The organism is Chryseobacterium indologenes, assembly GCF_018362995.1.
Taxonomy (GTDB): domain Bacteria; phylum Bacteroidota; class Bacteroidia; order Flavobacteriales; family Weeksellaceae; genus Chryseobacterium; species Chryseobacterium indologenes_G.
Window position 1 is genome coordinate 4,619,241 of the sequence record NZ_CP074372.1, and the last position, 12,798, is coordinate 4,632,038.

Consider the following 12,798-nt stretch of genomic DNA (forward strand, 5'->3'; position numbering starts at 1 on the left):
ATGAATAAAACTTTTGATTAAAAATTGAAATTGAATCCCAGTTGTCCACGCATTCCTGAATAAGAAATATTTTCTACCCGGTCTTTCGTGCCCATATAAAATCGGTTGGGTTCATTAAGAATATTGTTAAGCTCTATAAACAGACGGATTTTCTTTGTAAGGCTGTAAGAAGTGGAAAGGTCTACTGTAAAGTTTTTATCAAAATACTGATAATGATCTGCACCGGCAGCCGCTCTGATTTCGCTTACATAATTTCCTTTGTAGTTTCCGGCAATACGCACCATCAGCTTGCTGGTTTCATAGAATAGGATGGTATTGAAAATATGTTTGGCCTGATTAGGGATCGTGGTAGACATTGTTCCGGTCTGTTTGCCGTTTTCGTATACCGGCATGTTCATTTTGGAAGAGATATAAGTATAGTTCCCTTCAAAACCGATATTTTTCAAAAAGCCGGGAAGGTTTTCAAAACGTTTAGAGATCCCGAATTCAAAACCGAACAGTTGGGCTCCTTCAAGGTTTTTAGGGGCTGTAAAAGTATACGCTCTTCCTGCCAGATCTACTACAGACTGGTCTTTGTAGATAAGATTGGTGATGTCTTTATAGAATACTCCGGCTGTTATCAGATCCAGTTTTCCAAAGTAATTTTCAAACATAATATCAAAATTATTTGAAAACGTAGGATCCAGTTTGGTATTTCCCTGAGTAATGGTGTTGGTAATGTCATTGACAATGGTTCCGGGATTTAAATCGTTAAAATCTGGTCTTGCAAAAGATCGGGTGTAGGCAAGTCTCAGGATTCTGTCACTGCTGATATTCCATTTCATATTTACCATAGGAAGTACAACATTGTAAGTTTTATTGTCTTTAATATCTTCCGTTTTACTGTCTTTATTAGAGGTGACTTTTTTGCCCCAGAAGGTAACGTCATTATATTCATTTCTGAAACCTCCCAATACCTGAAGCTTGTCCGAAATCTTCCAGGTTCCCATCAGGTAAGCCGCCCATACATTTTCAGTACCTCTATAGGAACTTGTAATATTTGAGTTGCTGTCTTTACCGCTCACCTGCATCAATCCTAAACTGTTTTGTGTGGCAGGATTGTACATCTGATCAATCTGCGCATTGGTAATCTGATCGATGATCACCGCATTGTAAGGATTCCCCAATGGATTCATGAAACCTCCTTTATACTGAAAAGCTTCACGCTCAAGCTGATTCAGGTAAGTTACCGGAGTTCCGGGAATTCCTAATGATGATTTGGGCATCCAGACAAGCAGAGAACTGTTGACGATTTTGTTCTTATTATTGTATTTGGTCCCGAATTTAAGCTCAAAATTATCGGCTGCTTTATATTTAATATCAATTTGCCCTCTGAGATCTGTTTCGCTATTACGGTTCTGGCTTAAAATAATCTGATTCAATTTAAGTTTATCCGCTGCAATAGCCTGCTGGTTATAAGGCAGAGTATATCTTCCGGTATCGCCAATACCGTCCGGAGCGTCCATTGCCATATATTTTCTTCCGTCAGCAGAAAGATTTCCATAAGTCATTGGCTGCATAAAGTTGACCATAGGATAACCTCTTTCATGAGGATCAAGGTTGTCAGGAGAATTGAATTTAAACTCAGAACGTGCCTTGGATACGGACCAATTGACCTCCATACGCTGTCCCACCTGATGATTACCACCCAGCTGCATAGAATACAGATCTGTAAGATAATCTGCATGACGTGCCTGAAGAAGTACATTTTTGCTGTCAAAATTAAAATAGGTTTCCCTTACGGACTGGCCGTCTTTGTACTGGCTGTATAATGCTTTGGCGTATAATTTATTCCTGCTGTCTATCTCATAATCCAACCCTAAATTGAATCCCAAAGTTCGTCGGTTCGCAAGGTAATCGCGAAGCTGAAGCTGATTGATGGAGTAGGAGGCTGTTTTATCTTTCAGCCCATAGTTATAAATATTCCTCATCTGGTCAATAGCCGTGGAACGCTCCCAGATTACTGCTGAGGTAATGAATTTCAGCTTATCGGTAATTTTATTTCCATAAACAATGGATGTATTGTAAGTAGGGGATTTGGACATATTGACATAGCCTGTAGCCATACTTATAGCCAGAGTTTCTCTATTGGGTGAAGTTTTCGTGATAAAATCCACATTTCCACCAATGGCATCTCCGTCAAGATCTGGAGTTAAGGCCTTAGACAAACGTACATTCTGAATAAGTTCCGAAGGGAAAATATCCATCTGAATTCCACGGTTGGCATTGTCACCGCTGGCGCTCGGCATTCTGTTACCATTCAGAGTGGAAGCGGTCCATTGTATAGGCGTTCCCCTTACCGCTACAAAACGTCCTTCACCCATATCTCTTTCAATGGAAACACCCTGCATACGCTGTACAGCATCTGCGGCATTACGATCCGGCAGTTTCCCGATAGCATCGGCAGACAGTACTTCTGTAATCGTGTTGGAGTTTTTCTTCATAGTAATTGCTCTCGCCTGTGATGCTTTATACACACTGGTAACCACTACTTCCTGAAGATTGTTTTCTTTAAACTTGGCTCCGAATTTAATTAATCCAAGATCTAATTCCTTTTTATCCGTAATGGTGAAAGGAATATAAACATTATCATATCCCTTATATTCTACCACAAGCTTATAACTTCCGTCATAAACATTGTTAAGAACAAAAGAACCATCAGTATCGGAAGTTACCTTCTGTGCGCTGTTCTCAATGTAAACCAAGGCATTTGGAAGGTTTCCCTGACTGTCTACTACAGTTCCGTGTACGGTGGTTTGTGCAAAGGCCAATGGCCCAAGAAGAAAAAATGCTGCTTTTGTTAAAAAAAGTCTTTCTCGTGACATCCTTATAAAGTTTGGTGCAAAGATGTCAGCTCCCCCAAAAGTTTTCGTTCATTTAAATTTTATGCAACTCCTTCTGTTGAGTTCGAGGTGAACTATATTGTAAATCAGCAAGTTGCTAATATTAAATAATTGTAACTAATGAACAAGCTGAGAAGGAAGACAGTCGAATTCCTTTTTAAAATATTTATAAAAGGTAGATTTGGATTTAAAACCACATTGAAACGCAAGGTCCGTAACACTTGCTGAAGGATCTTCCGACAAAATCTGTTTAAAATGTTGTATACGGCTTCTATTGGTATATTCGTGGAAATTGGAATTAAGATGTTTATTAAAAGTGATGCTTAAATCCGCCTTGCTTATTTTCAGATGATGCGAGAGCTGGTCTAAGGTAAATTCTTCATCCAGATATACATGACTCTCCTGATAGAAGGAAATAATGGCACTTTGTACAGAATCGAAATCTATTTTTGAAAGATCTTTATACTGATAGGTTTCTTTGGGTGCGGAAGAATGTGATATATTTTGCTGTTCCTGCAGTTTGTGCTGGTACGTTAAAATATAAACGTATAAAATCCACCCGAACTGAAAGAGAAACAGTAGGCTGTAGATCTTTTGATAGATCAGAGTATCCCAACCCAGCTGGTAGACCATCCAGAAAATTAATACTCCGAATAATACATAACCAACCAGATAGCGAAAATTACCGGCTACAGGGTGGGTGATGTTTTTGCGGTATCTTGTCAGTAAATAAATACACAAAACAAGACACACGATCCAGTAATAACTGTAATAAACGAAATAGGATTTGTAAGATGCAATCGCCAGATCCGCCCATGAAAGATCAAGCATTTTGGCAGAAGTTGCAATTGCATGGTGAATAACCACCAAAGTCAGCGGAATAACGAGATATTTAAGCTTATCTCTCCATTTTGCATGAATTAAATATGTAGTGATATAAAGAAAAATAAGCCCTTTAAAAACCCGAAGGCTTCCCGGAATTTCATACAAAACAGATTCATAGCCAAATCTTTGGATGATGAAATATTCATACCCCATATCCAGTGCGACCACTCCAATGTACAGGAGCAGCATATTCAGTACAGATTCCCTGTTTTTGATGAGGGACATCAGCAGCGTAAGGGTGATAAGTGCCTGTAGTACAACTACCATAATGATATATAACATGATAACTGATATTTTGCCAAAATTATAGATAATATGGGCATGGCATCTTTAACAAATTATTAAATATGAATTTAGTAATGTAATTAAGAGACAAATTCTGATCAGTTTTTCAGGGATTCCCACTTTTCTATATTGAGTGGTTATTCCTATTTTAGCTGATAAGAATCTGCCTTGGCTGGCTTTTTGGATGTTTTATTATTCCAGATTCAATATCCGTTTCAATATATCCAACCATTGATACAATATTATTCATGAAAAAACAATTTCAAAACTGGACGCTCTTTTTTGTTGCAGGAATCATTGCAGTAATTGCCGCGTTGATTGCTTCTGTTATTTTAATGACAGGAGTTTCTGCCGCTGATGGATTGTTCGGCATGTATTTACTATTCAGTCTGGTTCCTGTATTAGTGGTGATTATCATTGATAGAATCCTGGTATGGAAATTCGGAAATAAAAACGTCAATAAAGTTCAGTTTTCGATACTGTTGTTGATTGTCTTATTATGGATGGTAAGATTTGTGGTTAATTTGGTTATATAAATTATTCCTATGAGAAAATTGTTGCTATTCTGTATTATTATGCTCTCTGGTGTTTATTCCGCACAGCCTTTTATCCTAAAATCTACAGGAGAAGCAAAAGAGTTCAGGCTAACTCTTTATTACGGCGCTCAGGGAAAGGGAGCTTTTGTGCAATATTCCGGAAAGAAAGAAATCATTCCTTTACAGGTTAAAAGCTTTAGAGTTGATACGGATGGGAGAAGTGACGGCCAACCGGATATCGAGTATTACAACTGGAATGAAATGATAGGAGGGAAAATAAACGGAGTATACGAGTTTGAAATCATGCAGCATCAGGCTTCAAACATTACTTATACAAGAGCAAAAGACAATAGAAAGTTTACGCTGGAAATGGTAGAGGATGAAAAATACGACGGAAGTGGAAAATATTTCCTGCATGGGGCTTTACTTGCGTTTAATCATTTTTATAATAATCATTTCACTATTACTTATCCTGACGGAAAAAAGACAGCAACCGAACTTCCGGCTCCTGATAAACCTTCTTTTGTAAGACAGAGCATTATCGATGATTATAACTTCGATGGTTATGATGATATTGCATTCTCTGTTCCAGATGAAGGAATGGGTGTTTACAGGATGTTTGATATTTATTTATACAATCCGGGAAGCAAACGTTTTGAAAAACTTAAAGAACCGGATTATTCCCGCTCAAGCTGTTCATGTCTTTGTGATGTGACTGTAGAAAAAAGTAAGAAACTTTTAAAAACAGGATGCAGAGGTGGGGCAAGATGGCATCAGGACGTTTATCGATTTAGTAAAAACGGAACTTTAGAGTGGGTTGCCACGAAAGAACAGCGAGAAGAATAATCTTCTTTTAAATATGTGAAAATTCCTTTGAAATCGGCAAACTTAAGAAATTTATAAGCTATAACTCCTCGTTTACAGTGATAAAACCTCCGTTTTTTTACGGTATTTTAAATAATGTCTTTTGTGATTCAATTTTAGGTCTGATATTTGTACTGGGTAGCCAAACTAAATGGCCGATTTATTTATGAAAAACATATCTGTGAAAAAATCCTTTCTTTATGCTTGTTTATGCGCAGTTTTTCTTGTTTCCTGTAAAAAGGAAATAGATAAAATAAGCGATACGTTTAAAGATACCGTTTCTTCTTCTGAAGTACAGGAGGCAGAAAAGGATTCTATAAAGAAGGACTCTGTTCCTGTAGTAAAAAAAGAATCTATTCCACCTGCCATGCAGGAGAATGGGTTTTATAATGCTTTTGTTCTTCCAAAGGATAAAAAGATGCGTGATTCTATCTATGCTGAATACAGTAAGAAATACAGTGTAGAAGAACGTACCGCTATTTTAGCTCTGAACAGACTGGATTCTAAAAGTAAATGGAATGCTGATACACTGGTAGTTCCAGCGAAAATAGATACAACATTGATGGCATATTCACCATTCCCAATGCAGTTGGATGTATTAAGCGGAGTGAAAAAGTTTGTCATATTCTCATACCCGATACAAGCTTTTGCGGTATATTCCAATGGGAGTCTTGTGAAATGGGGACCTACAAGTATGGGTAAAAAGGCTGCTCAGACAACAAGAGGACTTACTTTTGCCAACTGGAAAAAGAAACTGGCTATTTCCACAGTGAGCACTGAATGGAAACTTCCGTATAATTTTAATATTCATAATATTGGAGGGATCGGATGGCATGAATACACGCTTCCGGGATATCCTGCCTCACACTCATGTCTTCGATTGCTGAGAAAAGATGCGCAATGGCTGTATTCTTATGCAGATACCTGGATACTGAATCCTGGTGGTGCTACAACTAAAGCCAAGGGTACAGCGGTAATGGTATTCGGGGACTATAAATGGGGTGGAAGAAAACCATGGAGAAAGCTTTTAGATGATCCTAATGCCAACAATATATCCGTTGAAGAACTCACCAAGCTTCTTGAGCCTGAGGTTCCGAAAATGTTAAAAGAACAAAGCAACAGAGAAAAAGTGGTGGATTCTATCAAAACAGCAAAAGCAATGGCTACACCTATTCAGAATGAAAAGCCTGTAGAATCTCCGTCTAATTAATTTTCTTTTCAAACTGTAAAGTAGATTCTTCAGCAAATTTTCTCAGCTTAAGCATTTCATCTTTACCTTTATGCTGCCCGAATCTTGCAGCAATATAGGTAAGAAGAATAAAAAATAACATGATAAAAGAAGCGCTTAGTGCCCAAGGGTATTCGGCGCTTTTTATTTGCTTTTCTACGTAATACATCGTGAAGAAAGTCATCCAGAGAATAGAAAAGGAGAAATACAGAAACATGAAGAATGTCCACACAGCAGAACTGGGACCAAATACTCCGCGTATCGCTGTATGCTCATCTTCCATTTCTACCCGCAGGGCAAGACATGGTTTCCAGTAGTTGTCGTAATCTGTTTTTATCCAGATGGTAGCAACTTCTTTATTGATATTGCCTGAAAACTCATCTTTATGCTCTTCCATATATTTTTTCAGATTTTCTGCGTACTCTTCTTTCGTAAGATGAGTAAACATTTTAAATCTGGGTCTGGTTCTTATCCTATCTAATGTAGTCTCTTCGGTATTCATAATTTTATTCTTGATAAGGAATGGGATCTTGCAAAGTGAAGTTTAAAGTCAGTTTTTCATTTTTTCTTTGAATGATCATAATAATTCTTTTCCCTTCATTTGATTTCATGAGTTCAACTATTTTTTCCAGGGTCATATCTGAAGTCTGGTCTCCGTTGATACTGATAATTCTGTCATCTTTTTTTAAACCTGCTTCATAGGCGGGAGAGTCTTTTCTTACTCCTGCAATGGAGAATATAGGTTTCAGACTGAATTTATATCGAAAAGCTTCTTTATAAACTTCATTTATTACTTTTGCTGATTTTTGAGTTTCAATATTTATTCTGTCCTGCTGCCATTCCAGCCCATCCTGTCTGAAATCCAATCCGCTCATATTAAAATGAAAAGGATCATCAAAGTCTCTGTTTTTCTTTAGATATAGTTTTTTATTAGGATAATCAAAAATAACAGTAAACCGGCGCATAATTTCTCCACCTATAGAACCTTTTCTGTTTTCCACTAAATTGACATGCTGGATAGAAAATTCATCCGGCATAGCCGTAAGAGGTTTTTCAAATTTAAAACTTCCAAGATAGAAATTATGAATACGGCTTCTTTTACCATAAATATCTCCATTGAAACCACGGCCCAGAAAATCATCAATATTGGGTCTGTTGTAGACAAAGTTTTTAATAAGGGTAGGGAAAAGCCATACGGCATCACTGTTTCCAAGATCGATCAGTAATTTTGAGTCTTTCTTTTCATTTGTCATTTCTACATCGGCATACAAATAAGGTTTATCTTTTTCAATACTAATTGGAAATTCTTCAAACCTTCTGATTTTCTTTTTTAAAAGATCAATATTTTCATACACAGTTATTTTCTTGGACGCATAATCTATATAGATGGGATGGTCTTTGAAGAAATGATATCCAACCACTCCATTTACAGGAATTCCTACGTGAGGCGAAATATTAAATTCTTCATCAATAATAATATAGAGAGACATGGATGTGTTAACAATTTCATTTCCTATTTTGCCCAAATTACGCTCAGATTTTAAGCCGTCAATACTTAAACTTCCCCCAAGACCTGAAAATTTAACTTTTTCAACATTACTCAGTTTCAGTTCTTTATTTTCCAGACTGAAAAGAATAGTCTCCGAAACTCCCGTATCCAGCAGGAAGGTAAGTTCTGCACCATTAATATTGATAGGAATAAAGATAAGATTGTTGATAAACTGAAAAGGAATCACCGCTTTTTCCGTATTAATCAACTCAAAAGAGTTCTGGGCATTTATAAAAATGCTTAGAAATAATCCCAGTAAAAGCAATTTGAATTTCATTTACTGAATTTACTGAAATTATCTATATGTTAATAAAAAAACATTCCAAAAGCTGGAATGTTTATATAAACTACAATGAAGTAGGCTTATTCGTTGGATTTATTTTAAATTGGGTCCTAGTTATTTTGAAAAGAATTCCATCAGGTCCATATAATTTTTCTGATTGACACCATGTCCGCTCATATATTCTCTGAAAGTGAAATAACAGCTAAGATCATACAGAAGGTCAGCCGCTTTTCTTCCCCATTCAAGTGGAATCACAGCATCATCGGAACCATGTGAAATAAAGAAACGAAGTCCTTCCAGTTTCTTTTTATCTTTTACAATACCGTCCAGAATTTTATCTTCAGGATAACTGCTTAGACAGGCAACATAATTAAACAATTCAGGATGTTTTAAAGCCAAAGCATAACATAAAATTCCTCCCTGGCTGAAACCACACAGATGAGCTTTACTTTCTGTAAGCCCATAATGGTTGATGATCTTAAGCATACTTTCCAAAACGGCATTTAAAGATTCCTTTGCCTGAGGAACATCAATGAAATTTTCAGGATCGTTGAAATTGATATCATACCATGAATATCCTTCAAATTGAGTATCACGCGGAGCTCTGAAACTTACAATGATCCAGTCATTGGGAAGTGTTTCCCTGAAGCTGAAAAGATCCTGCTCATTACTGCCATAGCCATGAAGCATAAAAAGAATAGGGGTATTGGAGGTAATATTTTCCGGCTCCCTTACTAGATAATCTAAATTCATACAGCAAAGATAATTAAATTATATGCAGAATCTTAACTTTTATTATTCATACAATGAACTTTAGCCGGATGATGCTTTATGTTTAAAGATTGTTTCTTTGAAGTATATTTTTTGACTTTAGAGACGGGTTTTTGTTTTTGTTGATTTGATATTATTTGGAAATCTTTGTTGGAAAATTTTCATAAAAGTTATTTTTATATTAATAAAAAACTTATATTTGAAACATTAAAAAATCTATTTGGAGAAATGAAGCAATTTTACAATTCAAAAAGTTTACTTAGACTTTCTTTTTTATTCGTTTTATTATTTTCTGTAATTACCGTTGTCAATTCTTGTAAAAAAGATGACGATGAAGAATTTAAGGATCATGTGGTTCAATTTGAAGTGAAGACCACGACAGGAGGGAGCATTATAAGTGTTGTAACACAGGTGGGCACAACTCAGAACACGATATACAATACTCCGCAGTCACCGGTAACTTCACCATGGACAAGTGGGGAATTCTTTGTGAACTCCAGCCAGGCACAGTTGAATCTTGATGCTAATGCGTCAATGCCGGATGATAATTCTGAGTTAACGATCAATCTTTACATAGATGGAGAAGTTGTAAGAACTGTTAAGAAAAAAGGAAAAGGAGTATTAGTTGCTTCTATCGATTACAGTTTCCTGGAACCATAAAATATTTCAATATTTATATAAAAAAAACCGCTCTAAGGGCGGTTTTTTTTTACTTTTCAATCAATTGTTGCTGTACTGCAAGATTGATCAGTTCTGTTGAGTTTTTTGCCTGGAATTTCTGAAGCAGATTTTTACGGTGGGTATCTACGGTAAGTGGGCTTAAGAACAGCTCCTCGGCAATTGCATTACTTGTTTTCCCCTGTGCTACCATCTGCAGGATCTGTTTTTCCCTTTTGGTAAGCCGCGGTATTGGGAGGTCTTGTTGGGAAGGACGGCTGATGATCTGTTTTGTCTCATTACAGAAAACAATATCACCTGCGAGCGCTCCTCTGATGCATATCACAAGCTCATCAATAGACGTATTTTTGAGAAGATAGCCACTCGCTCCGTTTTGTATAGACTGCATGATGATGCTTCGTTCAGAACGATTACTGAACATAATCACTGAAGTATTCGGAGAAATTTTCTTTATTTCTCTGCACAGTTCTGTTCCGTTGGCATCGGGCAGAGTAATATCAAGAAGGATGATATCCACCATCTGCGACCGGATAAAGCTGATCGTTTCTGCACCGGAAGTGAAACTTCCTGCTATATTGAAAAAAGGCTGGCTGTTAAGCAACATTTTAAGACCTTCGATCACAATAGGGTGATCATCAACGATGGCTATATTTATTTTTTCATTCTCCATGGATGTTAAGTTCTATATTAATTGTTGTCCCTTGATGATCAGAATTGATTTCCATTTTTCCTTTCAGATAATTGACCCTGTTTTTCAGGTTGCGAAGTCCCATACTTTTGGTGGTTTTTTCTATACTTTTATCAAACCCTTTTCCGTTATCTTCAATTGTAATCAGAAAACTTTCACCGGATTGCGAGCATTGAAGCAAGATGCTGCTTGCTTCAGCGTGTTTTATAGCATTAGCCAATAGTTCCTGTACGATTCTGTAGATATTAAGCTGGATATTTAAAGGTAGTGCCTTGTCAATATCAATGACCTGGAAATCAATTTCGAGGTTTTTTCTGTTATAAAATTCACACAGATCATGTAAAGCGGTTTCCAGACCAAAATTAAGCAATGATTCAGGCATTAAATTCCTGGCTACATGTCGGAGCTCACTTACAGAATTGTCCAGTTGTCCTAAAATCTTATAAAATTCCTGATCTTTTTCCGGATTAAGGTGACTGGAAGACCAGACTGAGAAATTAATCTTAACTCCGGCAAGCATACCGCCAAGACCATCATGAAGATCTCTGGCAATACGCTCTCTTTCTCTTTCTTCACCATCAAGAATTGCTTTGGTAAGCGATAATTCTTCTTTTTGTTTAATATCTTCTATTTTTTGCTGAAGATTGATTTCCTTTTGTTCAGATAGTTTTTTATTTTTTCTGTAAATAATATATAGAAAAATAAGAAGACCGATGAAAGATAATAAAGCTAGACTTAATAACCATAAATACGAGTTTTTTTTGCTTACTTCCATCTGTTTCTTTGCCTTCTCGGTATACAGCCACGCAATTTTTTTCTCATCTTCGGCTTTTCTGTATTTAGCTTCCAAAAGTGCAATGTTTTTGTGAATGCTGATATTATTAATGCTATCCAGAGAATTAATATATTCTGTAGCATAGAGATTGGCTTTAACAGTGTCCTTTAATGCGGTATAATTTTTAAAAAATTCTCTCATAACCTCCTGTTTTGTTCTTTTGTATGAGGTTTTTTGATAGACTTCTTTTAAAATGTTATTAGATTGTTTGAAATTTTTAAGCTCTTGATAGATTTGATGTTTAAACAGTTTTATCCTTTCCGTAATATTGGTGTTTTTATATTTTTCTGCATTTTGTAGACCCAAATCAAAAGTTTTAAGAGCTTCAGGATAGTTTTTTTGCTTCATCTGATAATATCCTAAATTGCTTAAATATAATGAGTTGAAATTAGATTCCGGATAGTTTTTAATGATAGAGTAGGTTTTATTCAATTCTATTTTTGCCTCCGGTAGTTTATCCTTTCTCATCAGACATTCTGCTTTCAGTAAAAGAACTTCTCCCCTTATGCCATTAGATTGGGGAGTTTGCTTTTTTAATTTGCCTAAAAATAATTCTGCCAGATTACAGTATTCTATTGCTTTTGAAAAGTCCTGGGAGTTATAAAACAGAAGGGCAACATTTTTATACAAACCACCTATAAGTTCATTATCTCCAATGGATATTGCAATAGGAATCGCTTTGTTAACAATAAGATTCATAGCTTCTGTTTCTTTGGTCTGCATTACTTTTAGCAGAGACAAATTTTGAAACATGATGATTCTTATTCTTTTAGCTTCAGTACTTTTATATTTTTTTAGGGCAGATTCTGCGGTGACAAAATCTTTTTCAAGAAGAGCAGCAAAATCAGGTTTTGTAAAGTGGATGAGAGCCTGATAATATAATCCAATATCTTTGTATATCTGACTTTTAGAAGAGCTCTCCAGACCTTGTTTTAAATATTTATTATAATTATCTAAATCCTGCCTTGTAAAATAAGTAGCAGCTATCTGGTAGGATTTTATGGCCTTTACGGTATCTGTAGTTTCATGGTTAGCAGCTGTAACCAGACTGTCGAAATTACTGTTCTTTTTTTCAAGATAATAAAAATATGAGCCTTGAGCATATATGTATTGTGATCCCAAAGTAAATAGAAGTAAAAGCAAATATTTATTTATCATCTCTTTTTTACAATATAGTTGTTGATAATTCAAAAATAGAAAGACCACCTAAAATTATAAAATTAAAATCATCAATTATATTATAAACCTAGGAATTACGATTTTGGGTCTGTATCTTCAAATATACAGGTTTAGCGGATGTTATGATATACCTAA

At 35.9% G+C, this 12,798-nt stretch carries 11 protein-coding genes; 4 read left to right on the forward strand and 7 right to left on the reverse strand.

The genetic code is table 11. The features are described from left to right. Positions 1-17: 17 nt before the first annotated feature. Both DYR29_RS21030 and DYR29_RS21035 read right to left on the reverse strand, forming a co-directional pair. Positions 18-2,864: a TonB-dependent receptor gene (locus tag DYR29_RS21030; protein WP_213278381.1), complete on the reverse strand. Its 2,847-nt coding sequence runs from the start codon at positions 2,862-2,864 to the stop codon at positions 18-20. Positions 2,865-2,999: 135 nt separating this feature from the next. Continuing rightward, positions 3,000-4,049 (reverse strand): AraC family transcriptional regulator, encoded by a 1,050-nt coding sequence (locus DYR29_RS21035; protein ID WP_213278382.1) that lies wholly within the window; start codon positions 4,047-4,049, stop codon positions 3,000-3,002. 251 nt (positions 4,050-4,300) lie between these two features. Here DYR29_RS21035 and DYR29_RS21040 point away from each other — a divergent pair, with 251 nt between their 5' ends. The 3 genes from DYR29_RS21040 to DYR29_RS21050 all read left to right on the forward strand — a co-directional run bounded on the left by DYR29_RS21040 (position 4,301) and on the right by DYR29_RS21050 (position 6,662). After that, positions 4,301-4,588, forward strand: coding sequence for a hypothetical protein (locus DYR29_RS21040; RefSeq protein WP_213278383.1), 288 nt, complete (start codon positions 4,301-4,303; stop codon positions 4,586-4,588). A 9-nt stretch (positions 4,589-4,597) separates the two neighbouring features. Beyond that, positions 4,598-5,434 carry an XAC2610-related protein gene (locus tag DYR29_RS21045; RefSeq protein WP_213278384.1) on the forward strand — a complete coding sequence of 279 codons (837 nt, stop codon included), beginning with the start codon at positions 4,598-4,600 and terminating at the stop codon, positions 5,432-5,434. Positions 5,435-5,618: 184 nt separating this feature from the next. Further along, positions 5,619-6,662, forward strand: a complete 1,044-nt coding sequence (locus tag DYR29_RS21050; RefSeq protein WP_213278385.1) for a L,D-transpeptidase — start codon at positions 5,619-5,621, stop codon at positions 6,660-6,662. On the opposite strand, the gene DYR29_RS21055 is transcribed toward DYR29_RS21050, so the two are convergent. The 3 genes from DYR29_RS21055 to DYR29_RS21065 all read right to left on the reverse strand — a co-directional run bounded on the left by DYR29_RS21055 (position 6,655) and on the right by DYR29_RS21065 (position 9,265). Beyond that, a complete protein-coding gene (locus DYR29_RS21055) occupies positions 6,655-7,182 on the reverse strand; it encodes a hypothetical protein (RefSeq protein WP_047420395.1) in 528 nt (175 codons plus the stop codon). The two genes, DYR29_RS21050 and DYR29_RS21055, sit on opposite strands and share 8 nt — an antisense overlap. A gap of 4 nt (positions 7,183-7,186) precedes the next feature. Continuing rightward, entirely contained in the window at positions 7,187-8,506 is a 1,320-nt protein-coding gene (locus DYR29_RS21060) for a PDZ domain-containing protein (RefSeq protein ID WP_213278386.1), read from the reverse strand. 120 nt (positions 8,507-8,626) lie between these two features. After that, a complete protein-coding gene (locus tag DYR29_RS21065) occupies positions 8,627-9,265 on the reverse strand; it encodes an alpha/beta hydrolase (protein ID WP_047381019.1) in 639 nt (212 codons plus the stop codon). 246 nt (positions 9,266-9,511) lie between these two features. Between DYR29_RS21065 and DYR29_RS21070 the strand changes: the two genes are divergently transcribed. Then, entirely contained in the window at positions 9,512-9,943 is a 432-nt protein-coding gene (locus tag DYR29_RS21070) for a hypothetical protein (protein ID WP_249413554.1), read from the forward strand. A gap of 49 nt (positions 9,944-9,992) precedes the next feature. Here the strand turns inward: DYR29_RS21070 and DYR29_RS21075 are convergent, their stop codons facing one another. Continuing rightward, positions 9,993-10,631, reverse strand: coding sequence for a response regulator transcription factor (locus DYR29_RS21075; RefSeq protein ID WP_213278388.1), 639 nt, complete (start codon positions 10,629-10,631; stop codon positions 9,993-9,995). Beyond that, entirely contained in the window at positions 10,621-12,642 is a 2,022-nt protein-coding gene (locus DYR29_RS21080) for a sensor histidine kinase (RefSeq protein WP_213278389.1), read from the reverse strand. The genes DYR29_RS21075 and DYR29_RS21080 overlap by 11 nt, the downstream gene beginning before the upstream one ends. Positions 12,643-12,798 lie beyond the last annotated feature (156 nt).

Coding starts and splice junctions, on each gene's coding strand:
- DYR29_RS21060 (WP_213278386.1), bottom strand. CDS start 8,506: ATGAAATTCAAATTGCTTTTACTGGGATTATTTCTAAGCATTTTTATA.
- DYR29_RS21070 (WP_249413554.1), top strand. CDS start 9,512: ATGAAGCAATTTTACAATTCAAAAAGTTTACTTAGACTTTCTTTTTTA.
- DYR29_RS21065 (WP_047381019.1), bottom strand. CDS start 9,265: ATGAATTTAGATTATCTAGTAAGGGAGCCGGAAAATATTACCTCCAAT.
- DYR29_RS21055 (WP_047420395.1), bottom strand. CDS start 7,182: ATGAATACCGAAGAGACTACATTAGATAGGATAAGAACCAGACCCAGA.
- DYR29_RS21050 (WP_213278385.1), top strand. CDS start 5,619: ATGAAAAACATATCTGTGAAAAAATCCTTTCTTTATGCTTGTTTATGC.
- DYR29_RS21045 (WP_213278384.1), top strand. CDS start 4,598: ATGAGAAAATTGTTGCTATTCTGTATTATTATGCTCTCTGGTGTTTAT.
- DYR29_RS21035 (WP_213278382.1), bottom strand. CDS start 4,049: ATGTTATATATCATTATGGTAGTTGTACTACAGGCACTTATCACCCTT.
- DYR29_RS21080 (WP_213278389.1), bottom strand. CDS start 12,642: ATGATAAATAAATATTTGCTTTTACTTCTATTTACTTTGGGATCACAA.
- DYR29_RS21040 (WP_213278383.1), top strand. CDS start 4,301: ATGAAAAAACAATTTCAAAACTGGACGCTCTTTTTTGTTGCAGGAATC.
- DYR29_RS21030 (WP_213278381.1), bottom strand. CDS start 2,864: ATGTCACGAGAAAGACTTTTTTTAACAAAAGCAGCATTTTTTCTTCTT.
- DYR29_RS21075 (WP_213278388.1), bottom strand. CDS start 10,631: ATGGAGAATGAAAAAATAAATATAGCCATCGTTGATGATCACCCTATT.